Source organism: Streptomyces sp. NPDC002676 (assembly GCF_053592455.1).
In genome coordinates, this window is sequence record NZ_JBSFVT010000001.1 from 591,429 (window position 1) to 609,111 (window position 17,683).

16 protein-coding genes are annotated in these 17,683 nt (G+C 70.9%); 6 read left to right on the top strand and 10 right to left on the bottom strand.

Going from position 1 to position 17,683, the window contains the following annotated elements; all coding sequences use genetic code 11:
* Positions 1 to 49 precede the first annotated feature (49 nt).
* From ACWD3E_RS02665 to ACWD3E_RS02675, 3 genes are read right to left on the bottom strand one after another with little or no spacing between them, the layout of a single operon-like run.
* On the bottom strand, positions 50 to 952 hold the full coding sequence (locus tag ACWD3E_RS02665) for a metal ABC transporter permease (RefSeq protein WP_451385709.1): 903 nt from the start codon (positions 950 to 952) through the stop codon (positions 50 to 52).
* A 16-nt stretch (positions 953 to 968) separates the two neighbouring features.
* Positions 969 to 1,739 carry a metal ABC transporter ATP-binding protein gene (locus tag ACWD3E_RS02670; protein WP_451385710.1) on the bottom strand — a complete coding sequence of 257 codons (771 nt, stop codon included), beginning with the start codon at positions 1,737 to 1,739 and terminating at the stop codon, positions 969 to 971.
* A 17-nt stretch (positions 1,740 to 1,756) separates the two neighbouring features.
* The gene (locus ACWD3E_RS02675; RefSeq protein ID WP_451385711.1) at positions 1,757 to 2,737 is read right to left on the bottom strand and encodes a metal ABC transporter substrate-binding protein; all 981 of its coding nucleotides are present in this window, start codon (positions 2,735 to 2,737) and stop codon (positions 1,757 to 1,759) included.
* A 172-nt stretch (positions 2,738 to 2,909) separates the two neighbouring features.
* Between ACWD3E_RS02675 and ACWD3E_RS02680 the strand changes: the two genes are divergently transcribed.
* Positions 2,910 to 4,292 (top strand): glycine--tRNA ligase, encoded by a 1,383-nt coding sequence (locus ACWD3E_RS02680; RefSeq protein ID WP_451385712.1) that lies wholly within the window; start codon positions 2,910 to 2,912, stop codon positions 4,290 to 4,292.
* Positions 4,293 to 4,425: 133 nt separating this feature from the next.
* Here the strand turns inward: ACWD3E_RS02680 and ACWD3E_RS02685 are convergent, their stop codons facing one another.
* Positions 4,426 to 5,157 carry an LmeA family phospholipid-binding protein gene (locus ACWD3E_RS02685; RefSeq protein ID WP_451385713.1) on the bottom strand — a complete coding sequence of 244 codons (732 nt, stop codon included), beginning with the start codon at positions 5,155 to 5,157 and terminating at the stop codon, positions 4,426 to 4,428.
* Between the two features lie 68 nt (positions 5,158 to 5,225).
* A complete protein-coding gene (locus ACWD3E_RS02690; RefSeq protein ID WP_451385714.1) occupies positions 5,226 to 7,307 on the bottom strand; it encodes an MMPL family transporter in 2,082 nt (693 codons plus the stop codon).
* A 302-nt stretch (positions 7,308 to 7,609) separates the two neighbouring features.
* Between ACWD3E_RS02690 and ACWD3E_RS02695 the strand changes: the two genes are divergently transcribed.
* Genes ACWD3E_RS02695 through ACWD3E_RS02705 form a run of 3 tightly spaced genes read left to right on the top strand, consistent with a single transcriptional unit; the run spans position 7,610 to position 9,920 of the window.
* Positions 7,610 to 8,239, top strand: coding sequence for a TetR/AcrR family transcriptional regulator (locus tag ACWD3E_RS02695; protein ID WP_451385715.1), 630 nt, complete (start codon positions 7,610 to 7,612; stop codon positions 8,237 to 8,239).
* 41 nt (positions 8,240 to 8,280) lie between these two features.
* Positions 8,281 to 9,297: an aldo/keto reductase gene (locus ACWD3E_RS02700; protein ID WP_451385716.1), complete on the top strand. Its 1,017-nt coding sequence runs from the start codon at positions 8,281 to 8,283 to the stop codon at positions 9,295 to 9,297.
* 26 nt (positions 9,298 to 9,323) lie between these two features.
* Positions 9,324 to 9,920, top strand: coding sequence for a TetR family transcriptional regulator (locus ACWD3E_RS02705; RefSeq protein WP_451385717.1), 597 nt, complete (start codon positions 9,324 to 9,326; stop codon positions 9,918 to 9,920).
* On the opposite strand, the gene ACWD3E_RS02710 is transcribed toward ACWD3E_RS02705, so the two are convergent.
* From ACWD3E_RS02710 to ACWD3E_RS02720, 3 genes are all read right to left on the bottom strand, one after another.
* Positions 9,901 to 10,296, bottom strand: a complete 396-nt coding sequence (locus ACWD3E_RS02710; protein WP_451385718.1) for a hypothetical protein — start codon at positions 10,294 to 10,296, stop codon at positions 9,901 to 9,903. The genes ACWD3E_RS02705 and ACWD3E_RS02710 overlap by 20 nt on opposite strands.
* A gap of 162 nt (positions 10,297 to 10,458) precedes the next feature.
* Entirely contained in the window at positions 10,459 to 10,680 is a 222-nt protein-coding gene (locus ACWD3E_RS02715; RefSeq protein WP_451385719.1) for a hypothetical protein, read from the bottom strand.
* A gap of 110 nt (positions 10,681 to 10,790) precedes the next feature.
* A complete protein-coding gene (locus ACWD3E_RS02720; protein WP_451385720.1) occupies positions 10,791 to 12,227 on the bottom strand; it encodes an MFS transporter in 1,437 nt (478 codons plus the stop codon).
* A 101-nt stretch (positions 12,228 to 12,328) separates the two neighbouring features.
* Here ACWD3E_RS02720 and ACWD3E_RS02725 point away from each other — a divergent pair, with 101 nt between their 5' ends.
* Entirely contained in the window at positions 12,329 to 13,225 is an 897-nt protein-coding gene (locus ACWD3E_RS02725; RefSeq protein WP_451385721.1) for a helix-turn-helix transcriptional regulator, read from the top strand.
* A gap of 22 nt (positions 13,226 to 13,247) precedes the next feature.
* On the opposite strand, the gene ACWD3E_RS02730 is transcribed toward ACWD3E_RS02725, so the two are convergent.
* Positions 13,248 to 14,696 (bottom strand): MFS transporter, encoded by a 1,449-nt coding sequence (locus ACWD3E_RS02730; protein ID WP_451385722.1) that lies wholly within the window; start codon positions 14,694 to 14,696, stop codon positions 13,248 to 13,250.
* Positions 14,697 to 14,794: 98 nt separating this feature from the next.
* On the opposite strand from ACWD3E_RS02730, the gene dusB reads away from it, so the two are divergent.
* Positions 14,795 to 15,937 (top strand): tRNA dihydrouridine synthase DusB, encoded by a 1,143-nt coding sequence (dusB, locus tag ACWD3E_RS02735; protein ID WP_451385723.1) that lies wholly within the window; start codon positions 14,795 to 14,797, stop codon positions 15,935 to 15,937.
* 12 nt (positions 15,938 to 15,949) lie between these two features.
* Here dusB and ACWD3E_RS02740 read toward each other — a convergent pair whose 3' ends face one another.
* Positions 15,950 to 17,524: a sulfatase-like hydrolase/transferase gene (locus ACWD3E_RS02740; protein WP_451386484.1), complete on the bottom strand. Its 1,575-nt coding sequence runs from the start codon at positions 17,522 to 17,524 to the stop codon at positions 15,950 to 15,952.
* Between the last annotated feature and the right edge of the window lie 159 nt (positions 17,525 to 17,683).

Genomic DNA, 17,683 nt, shown 5'->3' on the forward strand with positions numbered 1-17,683 from the left:
CACGTCTCGCCTCTGCCCGGGCCATTGTGCCAGCCCGGGCTGTCCGCGGTCAGACGCCGACCTCGTCCGCGGCCTTCCGCGTGGCCGGGATCGAGCACTCGGCGGGGTCGCCCGGAGGCTGTGCCGAGGCCGCCGCGCGGGCGCGTCGCCGGGCCAGGGGAGTGGCCAGGGCGGTGAGCGCGACGAACGCGGCGATGGTCAGCAGCACGATCGTCGCGCCGGGCGGGACGTTCTGGTAGTACGAGGTGACCGTGCCGCTGATCGCCACGGTCACGCCGATGGCGACGGCGATCGCGAAGGTCGCGGCGAAGCTGCGGGTGAGCTGCTGGGCGGCGGCGACCGGCACCACCATGAGCGCCGAGACGAGGATCAGGCCGACCACCCGCATGGCGACGGTGACGGTGACCGCCGCGGTGACGGCCGTGAGCAGGTTGAGGGCGCGCACGGGCAGCCCGGTGACCCGCGCGAACTCCTCGTCCTGGCTGACCGCGAACAGCTGGCGGCGCAGCCCGAGGGTCACGAGGGCCACGAACGCGGCCAGCATCATGATGGCGTTCACGTCGGACGGGGAGACCGTCGACAGCGAGCCGAACAGGTATGAGGTCAGGTTGGCGGTGGAGCCGCCCGGCGTGATGCTCACGAGCATCACGCCGCCGGCCATGCCGCCGTAGAAGAGCATCGCGAGGGCGATGTCGCCGCGCGTCTTGCCGTACCAGCGGATCAGCTCCATCAGTACGGCGCCGAGCGCGGAGACGGCGGTGGCCATCCACACCGGTGAGGTGTGCAGCAGGAAGCCGAGGCCGACGCCGGTCATCGCCACGTGCCCGATGCCGTCGCCCATCAGGGGCTGGCGGCGCTGGACGAGGTAGATGCCGATCGCCGGTGCGGTGATGCCGACCAGGACGGCCGCGATGAGCGCCCGCTGCATGAAGGCGTAGTTCAGGATTTCCATCAGCTCAAGCGTCCCGTCAGCTCAGCAGTCCCGTGCGGGTGGGTTCGGTGCCCGCGGGTGCGTGCGGGTGTACGTGGTCGTGGCCGGGCAGCGCGTGCTGGCCGAGCGCCCGCGGGGGCGGGCCGTCGTGCAGCACGCAGCCGTCGCGCAGGACGACCGCTCGGTCGATCAGCGGCTCCAGGGGCCCGAGTTCGTGCAGGACCAGCAGGACCGTCGCACCGGCGGCGACCTGCTCGCGCAGGGTGTGGGCGAGCACCTCCTGGCTGGCCAGGTCCACGCCGGCCATCGGCTCGTCCATGATCAGCAGTTCGGGCTCGGCGACGAGCGCGCGGGCGATCAGGACGCGCTGGTGCTGGCCGCCGGAGAGGGCGGTCACCGAGTCCTTGGCGCGGTCCGCCATGCCGACCAGCTCCAGGGCCCGGCGCACGGCCTCGCGGTCCGCCTTGCGGAAGACGCCGAAGCGGGTGCGGGAGAGCCGGCCCGAGGAGACGATCTCCGTCACCGTGGCGGGGACGCCGCCCGCGGCGGTGGTGCGCTGCGGTACGTAGCCCACGCGCGCCCAGTTCCGGAAGGACCGGCGCGGGGTGCCGAACAGCTCGATCGTGCCGCCGCTGATCGGCACCTGACCGATGACGCTGCGCACGGCCGTCGACTTGCCGGAGCCGTTCGCGCCGAGCAGGGCGACGACCTCGCCGCGGTTGACGGTGACGTCGATGCCGCGCAGGACGGGGCGCGCGCCGAGTTCGGCGGTCACCCCGCGCATGGCTATGACGGATTCGCCGGCCATCGTGTCTCCCATTCCCGTCACTTGGCGCCCAGAGCCTGCTGGAGCGCCTTGATGTTGGCTGCCTGGACGGAGAAGTAGTCGGTGCCGCGGGACTTCTTCGTGATGCCCTCGATCGGGTCGAGGACGTCCGTCCTCAGGCCCGCGTCGCCCGCGACGGTCTTCGCGGTCTTGTCGCTGACCAGCGTTTCGTAGAAGACGGTGCTGACGCCGTCCGCCTTGGCCAGCTTCTCCAGGTCCTTCACGCGCATGGCGCTCGGCTCCGACTCGGGGTCGAGGCCGCTGATGGCCTCCTCGGTGAGGCCGTAGCGCTCGGCGAGGTAGCCGAAGGCGGCGTGCGTGGTGACGAAGACCTTGGTCTTGGTGTGCGCGAGGCCGTCCCGGAACCGGGTGTCCAGGTCGTTCAGCTGCTTGACCAGGGCGGCGGTGTTCTTCTTGTAGTCGGCGGCGTTCTTGGGGTCGGCCTTCTCGAAGGCCTTGCCCACGCCCTCGGCGACCTGGGCGTAGCGCACGGGGTCGAGCCAGATGTGCGGGTCCTTGGCGCCGGAGTCCTGCCCCGACTCCTCGCCGGGCTGCTCGCCGTCCCCCGTGTCGTGCGCCGCCGCGTGGCCGCCGACCTCGTTGCCGTGCTCCTCCAGCGTGGTCAGGGAGGCCGCGTCGATCTTCGTCTTCACCGGGGACTGGGCCACCGCGTCGTCGACGGAGGGCTGGAGGTGCTTCAGGTACAGGACGGCGTCGGAGTCCTCGATCCCGCCGATCTGCCGGGGGCTGAGCTCCAGGTCGTGCGGCTCCTGGCCGGGGGAGGTGAGTGTGGTGACGTGCGCGTGGCTGCCGCCGATGCGCTCGGCGAGGAAGGCCATCGGGTAGAAGGACGTGACGACGTCGAACTTGCTGGTGTTCCCGGCTGCGGCGCTGGTGGAGCAGGCGGAGAGCGTGCCGATCCCGAGGGCGCCGGCCGCGGTGATCGCGGCGGCCGGTATGAGGCGTCGTCGTACGTTCATGACAGTCATTTTCAACAAACATGGAAACCGTTGTCAACAAGCCCTCGTGAGGGGCCGGGGGAGGCCCTTGGCAGGGGGCCGATTTGGCCGAGGGGGAGCCTGCGCCGGTAACCTGAATCATTCGCTGGAAGCATCTCGCTTCAACGCCCGTCGTCGTAATGAAGAGAGCACCGTGGCCGCCGACAAGATCGACACCATCGTCAGCCTGAGCAAGCGCCGTGGCTTCGTTTTCCCCTGCAGTGAGATCTACGGCGGACAGCGTGCCGCCTGGGACTACGGACCGCTGGGTGTCGAGCTCAAGGAGAACATCAAGCGCCAGTGGTGGCGCTACATGGTGACGTCGCGCGAGGACGTCGTCGGTATCGACTCGTCCGTCATCCTGGCCCCCGAGGTCTGGGTCGCCTCCGGTCACGTCGCCACCTTCACGGACCCGCTGACCGAGTGCACCTCGTGCCACAAGCGGTTCCGCGCCGACCACCTGGAAGAGGCGTACGAGGAGAAGAAGGGCCACGCCCCGGCGAACGGCCTGGCCGACATCAACTGCCCGAACTGCGGCAACAAGGGCCAGTTCACCGAGCCCAAGCAGTTCTCGGGTCTCCTCTCCACCCACCTCGGCCCCACCCAGGACTCCGGCTCCGTCGCGTACCTGCGCCCCGAGACCGCCCAGGGCATCTTCACCAACTTCGCCCAGGTGCAGACCACCTCGCGCCGCAAGCCGCCGTTCGGCATCGCCCAGATGGGCAAGTCGTTCCGCAACGAGATCACGCCGGGCAACTTCATCTTCCGCACGCGCGAGTTCGAGCAGATGGAGATGGAGTTCTTCGTCAAGCCGGGCGAGGACGAGCAGTGGCAGGAGTACTGGATGCAGCAGCGCTGGAACTGGTACACCGGCCTGGGTCTCCGCGAGGAGAACATGCGCTGGTACGAGCACCCGAAGGAGAAGCTCTCCCACTACTCCAAGCGCACCGCCGACATCGAGTACCGCTTCCAGTTCGGCGGCAGCGAGTGGGGCGAGCTGGAGGGTGTCGCCAACCGCACCGACTACGACCTCGGCGCGCACGGCAAGGCTTCCGGCCAGGACCTGTCGTACTTCGACCAGGAGGCCGGCGAGCGCTGGACGCCGTACGTCATCGAGCCGGCGGCCGGTGTCGGCCGTACGATGCTCGCCTTCCTGCTCGACGCGTACATCGAGGACGAGGCGCCGAACGCCAAGGGCAAGATGGAGAAGCGCACGGTGCTGCGCCTCGACCACCGCCTGGCTCCGGTGAAGGTGGCGGTCCTGCCGCTGTCCCGCAACCCCGAGCTGTCCCCGAAGGCGAAGGGCCTCGCGCAGGCGCTGCGCCAGCACTGGAACATCGAGTTCGACGACGCCGGCGCGATCGGCCGCCGCTACCGCCGCCAGGACGAGATCGGTACGCCGTACTGCGTGACCGTCGACTTCGACACGCTCGAGGACAACGCGGTGACCGTCCGCGAGCGTGACTCGATGAAGCAGGAGCGGGTGTCCCTCGACCAGATCGAGGGCTACCTCGCCGGTCGCCTGCTCGGCTGCTGACGCCTGCGGCGCTCAAGCCGTTTCTGCCCACCCACCCGCGCGACACTGTCGGCCGGGTGGGTGGGCTTTTTTTGCGCCACCCAGCCGAGCACTCCCGACAGCGCGCCCACCGTCCGGCGCCCAGCCGGGTGGGTCACGCCGGCGCGCAGCCGGTGCCGGAGCGGTTGCCCGTGCCCAGAGCGGTCTGGCGCGCTATCGAGAAATCCAGGACCAGGCCGTCGTCCCCGGCGTGCGCCGACGTCAGGGCGACCCCCCGGGGCAGCCCGGTCACCGCGACGGTGCGTGGCTTCAGCTTGTCCTTCAGTCGGGCGGCGGTCGGCAGGCCGGTCAGATCGCCGACCGGGACACTGCGCCCGAGGACCGTCACGGTCGTCGGGGTGATGGTGACCGCGTTCGTCCGTGTCGACAGCTTCGCCACGACGGTGACGGGCAGGCCCAGGCTGCCGACGCTTCCACTGAGGGTGAGGTCGCCGTCCCGGCCGCCCGGTGTCAGCCCGTCGCCCAGCGAACCCATGCGCCGGTCGAGTTGGTCGTAGCCGATGGTGGCGTCGGCGGTGCCGCCGTCGCTGGCCCCGTCCGTCGTGACGTCCTTCAGGGAGACGGCGACGTCCATCACGACGTCCTGGCGCCGGACCCCTTCGGCACGGACGTCGACGTCGCCGATGTCACCGCCGAGTGCGCGAAGACCGGCCAGGGGGGTGGTGAGGTCGGCGTGTACCGGCCCCCGCGGCTTCAGACGGCATGACGCCACCTCGGCGACCCGCTGTTCGGCCCGGTGCTCGACCACGAGATCGGTGGCGCAGACGGCGACGGCCACGGCCACGGCGCCCGCGACAGCGATGATGGTCTTCCTACGACGGTTCAAGGTCACGTACTCCGGATCGGTCGGGCCGCAACGGCAGTCGGGCAGTGACGCGGCGACAGGCCGCAAGGTCAGGCGTGCAGGCGCGGGAGGACGCGGTCGAGGCGGCGGGGCATCCACCAATTGGCCCGCCCCATCAGGAACATGGCGGACGGGACCAGGATCAGTCGGACCACGGTGGCATCCAGGATCACGCTGATCGCCAGCCCCAGGGCGAGCATCTTCACGACCACGGTCGGTGAGGCGGTGAAGGACAGGAACACCGCCGTCATGATGAAGGCCGCGCCGGAGATCACGCGCGCCGTCGCGGACAGCCCCTCGCCGACCGCGATCCGGTTGTCCTCCGTGCGCTGCCAGGTCTCGGCGATCCGGGAGAGCAGGAAGATCTCGTAGTCCATGGAGAGCCCGAAGACGATCGCGAACATCATCATCGGTACGTACGACTCGATGGGCACCGACTCGGACAGGCCCAGCAGGGAGTCTCCCCAGCCCCACTGGAAGACGGCGACCAGGACGCCGTAGGACGCGGCGGTCGTGAACAGGTTCAGGACGACGGCCTTGAGCGGAATCACCACGCTGCGGAAGACCGCCATGAGCAGGAGGAAGGCGAGGACCAGAACGATGCCGATGATGATCGGCAGCCGCTCGCTGACGGTGCTGCGGAAGTCGGCCTGGCCCGCCACGGTGCCGGTCAGGTAGGCCTGGGCGCCGGTACCGGCGAGGGCTTTCGGCAGTGTCTTTCCGGAGAGGGTCTCGAGCAGGGCGCCGGTGGCGGCGTCCTGCGGACCCGTGGTCGGTGTCAGGGTGGTGACGAGGATCCTGCCGTCGCTGCTCGGCTGGACGGAGGTGAACGACGCCACTGCCTGCGTGTCTTTCAAGGCCCGCGTGACGTCGTCGGCGATTCGGTCGGCCGACGTACCCGCGTGGCGGAGGTCGACGACGGTGACGACCTGGCCGTTCGCACCCGGTCCGAAGCCCCGACCCGGCGCATGCGCGATCCAGTCGTACGCGGTACGGGTGCTGCTGCCCGGCCGGTCCGCGCCGGCGTCGACGTGTCCGAGGCGCATCGACACCAGCGGCGCCGCGCAAACGGTGAGCACGGCAAGGCCGGCAGCGAGGAACGTCCAGGGCCGCCGGGCGACCAGTTCCGCGTAGCGGTGCCAGCCATCGTGTTCGCCCGCGCTCTCCGCTACCGGGCGGCGGCGCAGGCGCACCCGGTCGATGCGCCGGCCGACCAGGCCCAGTGCCGCCGGCACCAGGGTGAGGGCGGCGGCAGCGGTGACGACTACGGCGACGGTGGCCGCCAGGCCGAGCTTGCCGATGAAGCTCAGTCCGCACGCGTAGAGACTGAGCATCGCGACGGCGACGGTCACGGCCGCCACGAGGACGGCGCGTCCGCTGGTGCGTGCGGTGCGGGCGGCGGCCTCGACCGGACCGTGGCCGTCGATGAGGTCCTGTCGGAAGCGGGTGGTCAGGAACAGGGCGTAGTCGATGCCCACGCCCAGTCCGATCATCGTGGCCAGTGTGGTGGCGGACGTCGCGAAGGACATGGCGGCGGCGACGATACCGACGATGCCCAGACCCACACCCACGCTGATCAGCGCGGTCACCAGTGGCAGCAGGGCGGCGAGGACGCTGCCGAAGGCGAGCAGCAGGATCGCGAGGGCGGTGACTATGCCGACGATCTCGCTCAGCTTGTCGTTGGCGGGTGTGCGGACGACCTGTTCGAGGTCGCCACCGTATGCGACACCGAGCCCCGCCGCCCGGGCCGGCTCGGTGGCGGTGTCCAGCTGGGCGGTGTAGGCGTGGCCGAGGTCCTTCAGCGGCTGGTCGAAGGAGACGGTGGTGTAGGCCGTGCGTCCGTCGCTGCTGGTCGCCGGTGCCGAGACCGAGGTGACGTGCGGGAGGTCGCGCAGGTCCGCCAGCGTCCGGTCCAGTGCGGACTGCTGTCCGGCCACGGTGCCGGAGCCGGTGTGGAAGACGACCTTGCCGCCTGGCCGGCCGGCTCCGGGCATCGAGGTGGCGAGCAGGTCGGCGCCGGTGTGGGAGGCGGTGCCGGGCAGGCTGACCTGGTCACTGAAGGTGGGCGAGGCGATGTGGCGTCCGGCGAGGGCGGCGGCCAGGACCAGCAGCCAGAGGACGATCACCGTCACCGGGCGCCGGGCGCAGAGAGCCCCGAGGCGACCGAGCCCGGATCGGGCAGCGGGAGGCGCGGTGGTCTGCCGATGCCGGTCGGCGCCCGGTTCAGCCGCTTCCAGGGATGGTTGCTGGGGTCGGGGCACGATGCTCTCCCAAGAAAAGTGTCACGAGTGACACGAACTGTAGAGACAAAGTGGCACGCATGACAATTGGCATCATGGACATATCTGAGCCGGTGACCCGTACGCACTCCATCGGCCGTTCGTGGCACGAGTGTCAATTGACAGCCGGGACACGGTGTCGGAGGCTTCCTGGCATGCCGAGTGAGATCGCCCCCACGGGACTGCGCGAACGCAAGAAGGAGGAGACGCGGCGCCTGCTGCTCGAAGGCGGTGCGCGCCTGTTCAGGGAGCGCGGCTTCGAAGGCACCACCGTCGCGGACATCGCCGCATACGCGAACGTCTCCGTGCGGACGTTCTTCCGCTACTTCGACAGCAAGGAAGCGCTGCTGCTGCCGGATGGCGTCGAACTGTTCGCCTACGTCGAGAGCGCCCTGGCCGAGCGGCCCGCCGACGAGGATCCGCTGGACGCGGTGTGCAACGCCCTGCTGGCGGCCGCGGAGCCGTTCGCCGCGTCCACGCTGACCGCCCTCAGTCATCCGCTGGAGGACATCGAGAACGTCGTCACGACACGGCTCGTGCAGGCCTTCTCGGACTTCGAAGAGCGCCTGATCGCCCTGGTGCTGCGCCGCCTGCCGCCGGACACGCCCGACGCCGACCTCAGGGCGGCCGTGATCGCCTGCGGGGCCCTGTCGGCGGTGCGGGCGGTACTGCGGACGCGCCGGGCACGCCGCGCGTCGGGCATCGAGGACTCGGGCCCGGCGCCGCTACTGCGCGCGTTCGACATCCTGCGCGAGATGGGCACCACCACTCAGCGGTTGGAATGACAGATATTGAAATCTGTCAGCTGTCATGCCAATGTGGAGCCATGACGACGCGAACCCACACCCGAACCCTCGGAACCACCGGCCCCCAGGTCTCGCCCCTCGGTCTCGGCTGCATGGGCATGTCCGCGCTGTACGGCGACGCCGACCGCGCGGAGTCCATCGCCACCATCCACGCCGCGCTGGACGCGGGCGTGACCCTGCTGGACACCGGCGACTTCTACGGCATGGGCCACAACGAGCTGCTGATCGGCGAGGCCCTGCGCGCCGCGCCCGCCGCACACCGGGAGAAGGCGCTGGTCAGCGTGAAGTTCGGCGCCCTGCGCGGACCGGACGGCGAGTGGAGCGGCTACGACGGCCGCCCCGCCGCCGTGAAGAACTTCGCCGCCTACTCCCTCCAGCGCCTCGGCGTCGACCACATCGACGTCTACCGGATCGCCCGCCTCGACCCCGATGTGCCGATCGAGGAGACCGTCGGCGCGATCGCGGAACTGATCGAGAAGGGGTACGTCCGGCACGTCGGACTGAGCGAGGTCGGCGCCGAGACCATCCGCCGGGCCGCCGCCACGGCACCCGTCGCGGACCTCCAGATCGAGTACTCCCTCATCTCCCGCGGCATCGAGGAGGAGATCCTGCCGACCACCCGCGAGCTGGGCATCGGCATCACCGCGTACGGCGTGCTGTCCCGCGGGCTGATCTCCGGCCACTTCAGCCGGGACCGGCAGCTCGGAGCGGGCGACTTCCGCGCCTTCTCGCCCCGCTTCCAGGGCGAGAACCTCCAGCACAACCTGGACCTCGTCGAGGCCCTGCGCAAGATCGCCGAGCAGAAGGGCGTCAGCGTCGCGCAGATCGCCATCGCCTGGGTGCTCTCCCGCGGCGAGGACATCGTCCCGCTCGTCGGCGCCCGCACCCGCGAGCGGCTGGCCGAATCGCTCGGCGCCCTGGACGTCACCCTGGACGAGGCCGACCTGACCGCGATCGAGGAGGCGGTCCCGGCGGACGCCGCGGCCGGCGAGCGCTACCCGAGCGCACAGATGGCACACCTCGACAGCGAGCACTGACCGGCGTGCGAGGTACGGTCTAGGTCATGGCACCGACCTCCGAGACCCTGACCGCCGAGCGCATCCTCGAAGCGACCGAGGAGGTGCTGCGCCGTCACGGCCCGGCCAAGGCCACCGTGGTCGACGTGGCCCGCGCGCTCGGCGTGAGCCACGGCAGCGTCTACCGGCACTTCCGCACCAAGGCGGTGCTGCGGGAGGCCGTGACCAAGCGGTGGCTGGACCGGACCTCGGAGCAACTGGCCGCAGTCGTCGCCGAGGACAGCGCCCCGGAGGACCGGCTGCGCGCGTGGCTGGCGGCCCTGTTCGAGGCCAAGCGGCACAAGGCGGGTGACGACCCGGAGCTGTTCGCCACCTACACCGTGCTCACCGAGGAAGTCGTCGGCGCGGTCTCCGAGCACGTGGCCGACCTCACCGCACAGCTGGCCACCATCATCGCGGCCGGGGCCGAGTCGGGTGCCTTCACCGCCCCCGACCCGGCCGCCGCGGCCCGAGCCGTCTTCCAGGCCACCGGCCGCTTCCACGACCCCTGTTACGCCCGGGAGTGGCAACGGCCGGGCGTCGAGGAGGAGTTCACCGCGGTCGTGGACCTGCTGATCCGCGGGCTCAGCTCACCGTCACCATGACGGTGGGCGAGTAGACCTTGCCGGCCGAGACCCGCAGCATCTCCATGCCCTTGGTGCGGAACTTGGCCGACAGCGAGTAGGTGCTGCCGTTCCTGACCTTGGTGGTCGCCCTCAGCGCCGTCCACTTGCCGGACTTCTGGTGCTGGAGCACCAGCTTGGTGCCGATCTTCAGCCCCTTGGTGCGTCCGCTCAACGTCACCGTGTCGCCGACCTTCACCTTGGTCTTGTCGGCCTTCACGGTGATCGAGGCCATGGTGGTCGGGGTCGGCTTGCCCTGGGCGGCGTAGGCCCCGGCTGTCCCGCCGGAGACCAGCGCCACGGAGAGCGCGGCGGCGCCGAGCGTACGGCCGTAGGGGTGGCGGAGTACGAAGGTCATGGTCGTCTCCCGTCGCTCTGTTGACCTTCTCCAGGCTTGCGCCGGTCCGTGCGAGCGGCCACTCGGGGCAGGACAGAACAGCCCTGGATTCGGGTAAGAGCACAGGCCAAGGCGCCGGTCGGCAGCCGGGTTTCTTACCCGCCCCCTGACCGGAGGCGGGCCTCAGCGCGACGGCTGGCGGTCCGCCGCCGGATCGACCGTGGCCTGGTGGGCCTCGGCCAGATGCTCCTGCGCCTTCAGCCACGGCAGGAACTGGGCGCTGCGCCGCCAGCCGCAGGTGTCGCACCGGATCGTGCGCTGTATGCCCGTGCGCTGCACCCGCACGACATGCTCCCGGCCGTGCTGGTCCCAGCGGCTGACCTTGCTCGTGCTGCTCTGCGGCATGACGCCACCCCTCCCCGCGTTCCGGCAACCTCGATCGCAAGGAGTGTGCAGCAAGACCAACATCAACAGGGGGTGCTTTCGCACCGAGTTGGCCAAGGCGTCGCTTCGGCTCAGTGCACCGTGCGGGGCAGACGCAGGCTCAGCAGACCGGTCAGGACGATCCCGGCCAGCTGCACCAGCAGCGTGGTGACCAGCGCGTCCCGCATGCCCAGGTGCGGGATCAGCGTGAGGAAGAGGGTGCCGAGGGTGGCCACGCCCAGCGCGAGCGAGGACTGCTGCGTGGTGACCATCACACCGCTGCCCACGCCGGCCCGGGCGGGCGGCACCTCGGAGAGCACGAGCCGCATCACGATGGGCAGTTGGAGGGCCTGACCGGCACCGGCGACGGCGGCGCCCGGCAGCAGCGCGGCGAAGCCCAGGTGCGGCCAGTCCCGCCAGGCGGCCAGGAGGATCAGGGCCACACCCAGTCCCTGCAGGACGGCTCCGACGGTGACCACGCGGGTGCCGTAGCGGGCGATCAGACGCGGCCCGGCGAGGGAGACGCCCAGGTACGTCAGGGCCATCGGCACGAGCGCGAGCCCCGCCCGGACCGGGCCGAGCCCCGCCCCCCGCTGCAAGGCCAGCGCGATCACGAACATGAACCCGCTGAAGCCGATGCCGAACGGCACGATCAGCGCCAGCCCCCGCCGCAGCGACGCCAGCCCCAGCAGGCTCGGCGGCACCAGCGGGGTGCGCCCCGCCCGGTCGGCCCGCCGCTCCACGGCGTAGAACGCGCCCGCGACGAACGGGAACGCGGCCAGCGACAGCCAGGTCCACAGCGGCCAGCCCGCCGCCCGGCCCTCGGTCAGCGGAGCGAGCAGCGTCAGCAGCGACAGCGCGAGCAGGGCCGTGCCGGGGCCGTCGACGGGTTCGGGGTGCTGCGACCGGGTCTCCGGTACGAACCGCACGGCCAGCACCAGCCCGAGCACCACGACCGGCACGTTGACCAGGAAGATCGCCCGCCAGCCGGTCCCGGCGATGTCCGCCGCGACCAGCACCCCGCCCAGGATCTGCCCCGCGACCATGGCCAGCCCGGCCGTGGCGCCGTACAGGCTCATGGCCTTCGCCCGGCGCGCTCCGCTGGTGGCGGCCTGGATGGTGGCGAGCACCTGCGGCAGCATCGCGGCGGCCGAGGCGCCCTGCGCGACCCGCGCCGCGACGAGACTCCAGGCGCCCGGGGCGAGCCCGCAGGCCAGCGAGGTGAGCCCGAACGCGGCCATCCCGCCGAGGAACAGCCTGCGCCGCCCGAACAGGTCCCCGAGCCGTCCGCCGAGCACGAGCAGCACGGCGTACGCGACGCCGTACCCCGCCACGACCAGCTCCAGCACGGCCTCGCCCGCGGCGAGATCGGAGCCGATGGCCGGCAGGGCCACATTGACGATGAAGAAGTCGACCAGCGGCAGCGCCGCGGCCAGCAGAACGGTGAACAAACCCAGCCCGCCCAGCCCGCTCGGCGACCCCGCCGAACGGACAACCGGACTCGTACCTCTCGTGACGGTGTCGGTCATGCCATCGAGCCTGCCGCCAAGCTCAGACGGGTACCAGAGTGTCCTCATCCTGGTAGAAGAACTACCTGGAAACAGGCTCCGTCCCGCGGCACCCTGGAGGCATGACGACCATGGCCCAGGAGACCGCGCCGCAGCCGACCCGGGGCTCGGAGATCCGGCGGCACGAGCTGGCCGCGTTCCTGCGCAGCCGGCGCGAACGCATCGCCCCCGAGCAGGTGGGTCTGCCCCGCGGCAGCCGCCGCCGCACCCCCGGCCTGCGCCGGGAGGAGGTCGCGCACCTCTCCGCGGTCGGCGTCACCTGGTACACGTGGCTCGAACAGGCCCGCGACATCCAGGTCTCCGTCCAGGTCCTGGACGCCCTCGCCCGCACCCTGATGCTGGACGCCGGCGAGCGCGCCCACCTCTTCCAGCTGGCCGGCGCCACCGACCCGACCCCCGCCGCGAACTGCCCCAGCGTCACCGCGGGCCTGCGCGAGATGCTCCGTCAGCTGGAGCCGATCCCGGCCTGCATCCAGAACAGCCGCTACGACATCCTCGCCTACAACCGCACCTACGCCCGCCTCCTGGGCGACCTGGACGCGGTCCCGCCGGAGGACCGCAACTGCATGCTCCTCGTGCACACCAACGAGGAGTGGCAGGCGGCGATCGTGCACCTGGAGGAGACCCAGCGCCTGATGGCCGCCCGCCTGCGCGCCTCCCTCGCCGGCCATCTCGGCGAACCCGCCTGGAAGCTGCTGCTCAGGCGCCTGGAGTCGGAGTCCCCCGAGTTCCGGGAGAACTGGGAGCGCTACGAGGTGGTCGGCAACCGCTCCAAGACCAAGGAGTTCCTCAACCCGTACGTGGGCCACCTGACCCTGGAGCACAACGATCTGTGGCTGGGCCCGCAGGCGGGTCCGCGGATGGTGACGTACACCCCGAAGAACGAGGAGACGCGGGAGCGGCTGCAGCAGCTGTACGAGCTCGCGCTGGGCGGCGCGCCGGCCCCGGCCGGCGTATGACCGAGGGCGTCCCGGACAGGCCTCAGGTGCGTCCCGCCTTCACGGCCTCCCGCGCCTCGGCCGGTGCCAGCTGCTCGGCCGTGCGTTCGGCGGTCCCGCGAGCCCATCGCCCGCTGGTCACCGTCCCGAGGACGAGCACGGCCAGGCCGCAGGCGGCGATGATCCACCAGCCGGGGCGGGCCGCCGACACGAACGCCTGCCGGTACGACGACGAGCCGATCCCCGAGGACAGCACCGCACCGATCACCGCCACCCCCAGGGTCTGGCCCACCTGCCTGCTCGTGGAGGCCACGGCCGCCGCGACACCGGCCTGGGCCCTCGGCATGCCCGAGACCGCCGTGTTCGTGATCGGCGTGTTGACGAAGCCGAAGCCGATGCCGAAGAGGACGTACCCGAGGAGCAGCGTGGCGTTCGACGTCTCCGCCTCGAAGGCCGCGAACAGCAGCCCGCTCGCGGCCATCCCGGCCCCGGCCACGAGGAGCGGCAGGCGCGGGCCCCGACTGGCGATCAGTCGGCCGGACAGCGGGGCGCACACGAACATGGACCCGGCCATCGGCAGCATCCACAGGCCCGCGTGCAGCGCGTCCAGCCCCCGTACGTTCTGCAGGTACAGCGTCGACAGGAACAGGAAGCCGCCCAGCGCGGCGAACGCGCAGACCGCGATCACCGTCGCCCCGCTGAACGGCGCCGACCGGAAGAACCGCAGGTCGACGAGGGGTTCGGGGCGCCGGGGCTCGTAGCGGAGCAGGGCGAGCAGGGCCGCGAGCGCGAGCGCGGCGAAGGGGGCCACCGCCGCGAAGCCGGAGTCCGGCGCCTCGATGATCGCGTACGTCAGCGAGCCGAACAGGGTCATCACCAGCAACTGGCCGACCGGGTCGAAGCGGCGGCCCCTGGGCGCGCGGGACTCGGGGACGAAGCGCAGGGTGAGGAGCAGGGCCGCGAGGCCGACGGGAAGGTTGATCCAGAAGATCGAGCGCCAGCCGACCGACTCCACCAGCAGACCGCCGACCAGGGGGCCGGCGGCCATGGATATGCCGACGACCGCGCCCCAGACGCCGATCGCCCGGGCCCGCTCGCGGGGGTCGGTGAAGGTGTTGGTGATGATCGACATGGCGACCGGGTTGAGCATGGAGCCGCCGACCGCCTGCACCATCCGGAACGCGACGAGCAGCTCCAGGCTCGGCGCGAGGGAGCACAGCAGCGAGCCGAGGCTGAAGGCGGTCAGGCCCGCCATGAAGACCTTCTTGCGGCCGATCCGGTCGGCCGTCGAGCCCGAGAGCATCAGCAGCGAGGCGAGGACGAGGGTGTAGGCGTCGATCGTCCACTGCATGCCGGAGGTGTCGGCGTGGAACTCCCGCCGGACCGACGGCAGGGCGACGTTCAGGATGGTGACGTCCAGACCCACGATCAGCAGGCTCAGGCAGCAGATCGCGAGCACGAGCAGGCGTCGACGGTGACTCAGCTCAGGCATGCGGCCCATCGTACGGCGGTTTCTATAGTGCGTCTAACTAAAAGTGCGTCTAACTAATGAGTGGTACATGATCATTGTCCATGGGTGACAATGGGGCAATGCCCATGCCCGAGAACCCCCTCCAGATCGGCTCGCACGCCGTGACGCCGCCCGTCGTGCTCGCACCCATGGCAGGGATCACCAACGCGCCCTTCCGCACCCTGTGCCGGGAGTTCAGCGGGGGCAAGGGGCTCTTCGTGAGCGAGATGATCACGACCCGGGCGTTGGTCGAGCGCAACGAGAAGACCATGCAGCTCATCAAGTTCGACGCGAGCGAGCAGCCGCGCTCGATCCAGCTGTACGGCGTCGACCCGGCCACCGTCGGCAAGGCCGTCCGCATGATCGCGGAGGAGGACCTGGCCGACCACATCGACCTGAACTTCGGCTGCCCGGTCCCGAAGGTGACCAGGAAGGGCGGCGGCTCCGCGCTGCCGTACAAGCGCAACCTGCTGCGGGCCATCCTGCGGGAGGCGGTCACCGGCGCCGGTGATCTCCCGGTGACGATGAAGATGCGCAAGGGCATCGACGACGACCACATCACCTACCTCGACGCCGGCCGCATCGCCGTCGAGGAGGGCGTCACCGCGATCGCGCTGCACGGCCGCACGGCCGCCCAGCACTACGGCGGCACCGCCGACTGGGACGCCATCGCCCGGCTGAAGGAGCACGTCCCGGAGATCCCCGTGCTCGGCAACGGCGACATCTGGTCGGCCGAGGACGCGCTGCGGATGGTGCGCGAGACCGGCTGCGACGGGGTGGTCGTGGGACGCGGCTGCCTGGGACGGCCGTGGCTGTTCGCGGACCTGGTGGCGGCGTTCGAGGGGCGTACGGTCGACGTCGCGCGGCCCACCCTCCGCGAAGTGGCCGAGATCATGGTCCGCCACGCCCGCCTCCTCGGCGAGTGGATCGGCGACGAGTCCAAGGGCGTGGTCGACTTCCGCAAGCATGTGGCCTGGTACCTGAAGGGCTTCGCGGTCGGCTCCGAGATGCGGGGGCGGCTCGCGATCACGTCCTCGCTGGAGGAACTCCGGGCCGGGCTGGACGAGTTGGAGCTCGACCAGCCGTGGCCGGCGGGCGCCGACGGCCCCCGTGGCCGTACGTCCGGCAACAACCGGGTGGTGCTGCCGGACGGCTGGCTGAAGGACCCGTACGACTGCGCGGGCGTGAGCGAGGACGCGGAGCTCGATACCTCGGGCGGCTGAACTCCGGCCGTGTCAGCCCTTCTTCGGGTGCGGTGTCGAGCCGTACGCCCGCAGGAAGCGGTCGCGGAACCAGCTCATCTTCCACACCGGGGCGTCGTGGGCCGGGCGCAGACCGTCGCTCCAGCCCCAGCCGGCGATCCTGTCCAGGACCTTCGGGTCCTTGGCGACGATCGAGATCGGTACGTCACGGCTCGCGTGGTTGCCGCTGACCCGGGCGTTGGGCTGGTGGTCGCCGAGGAAGACGAGCACGGTGTTGTCCTTGCCGTAGCGCGTCAGCCACTCGGTGAGGGCCGTCACCGAGTACTGGATCGACTTGCCGTACTCCTGACGGGACTTGGTGGTGTCGGCGATGACGTCCGCCGGCTTGTTGCCCGCCTCCTCCATGCTCTTGAAGCCCGACCCGTCGCCGAGCCGGTCCCAGTCGACCATCTTCGGGATGGGCGCCCACGGCTGGTGACTCGAGGTCAGGATCACGAACGACATCAGATCCTTGCCATCGGCGCGCTTCTTGCTGTGCACCCGCTGCTGGAACTGTTCGAGGGCGTACTGGTCCGGCATGGTCGACCAGCTGAACTTCGGGCCCTTGTAGCCGACCTGGAAGGCGTTGTAGACCTTGTCGAGGCCGTAGTACTTCTGCTCCGGCCAGCCCTTCTGCACGCCCGGCATCACACCGACCGTGTCCCAGGCGCCGGTCTTCTTGAACGCCTCGGTCAGGCTGAGGTGGTCGCTGGCCATGACGGTGCGGTAGCGCTGCTGGTTGCTGATCCACAGGCCCGACATGGTGGTGGAGTGGCCGAGCCAGCTGCCGCCGCCGTAGGTCGCGGACGTCAGCCAGCCGCTCTTGGCGTGGTAGCCCGCCTTCGCGAGGGCCTTGGTGCGCGCGGCCAGCGTGCTGTCCACGCCGGGCGCCTCGATCGGGTCCTCGACGGCGCTGCGGCCGTAGCTCTCGATGAACGTGAAGATCATGTCCTTGCCGCGCAGGTCGGGGACCAGCTCGCTGCCCGGGGTGTTCCCGAAGGCGTCCACCTTGGCCACCTTCGCGAACTCCGCCTCGTCCCGCAGGGTGTTCCGCACCTGCTGGACCTGCAACTTCAGCGCGTCGGTGGTGCGGGTGGAGGCGAGCGGCGCGCCGGAGACCTGGAGGCCGAGGGCGGAGCAGGTGATCCACACGACCCCGGCGACCAGCGTGCCCCGGGTCGCCGGGCCCTTGTGCCGGGCGAGCAGGTTGCCCAGCCGGACCGTGGACAGGGCCAGCAGCACGAACAGCAGCAGGACGAGGACGATGACCGCGGCCGTGGCGACGAGGGTGGTCGTCCGGCCCAGCGAGTCCTCCAGGTACGACTGGGCGTCGCTGAGCAGCATCCAGTCGAGGACGGGGTTGAAGCCGCGGCCGAGGTACTGCTTGAAGCCCATGTCGAGCAGGTTCAGCACGGTCATCGCGGCGAGGACGACCCCGAACACGGCCGCCAGCGCCACCCGCGGCCGGCGCGGCAGCGCGAGCAGCACCGCGGCCCCGACGACGGCCTCCGCCGGTATGCGCAGGAACTGCGCGGGGCCGAGCCCGACGACCGTGTTGGGCAGCACCATCGCGCCGACGACGAGGGCGGTGGCGAGAGCGGTCACGGTCCAGGACAGGGCCTGAGCGGCGCCGGGGTGCGCCTCCCGCCGGCGCCGGACGAGGGCCCGGAGCGAGAGCAAGGGGCGCAGGGCGGCGGGGACGCGAGGCTCGGGGACTTCAGCGTCGGG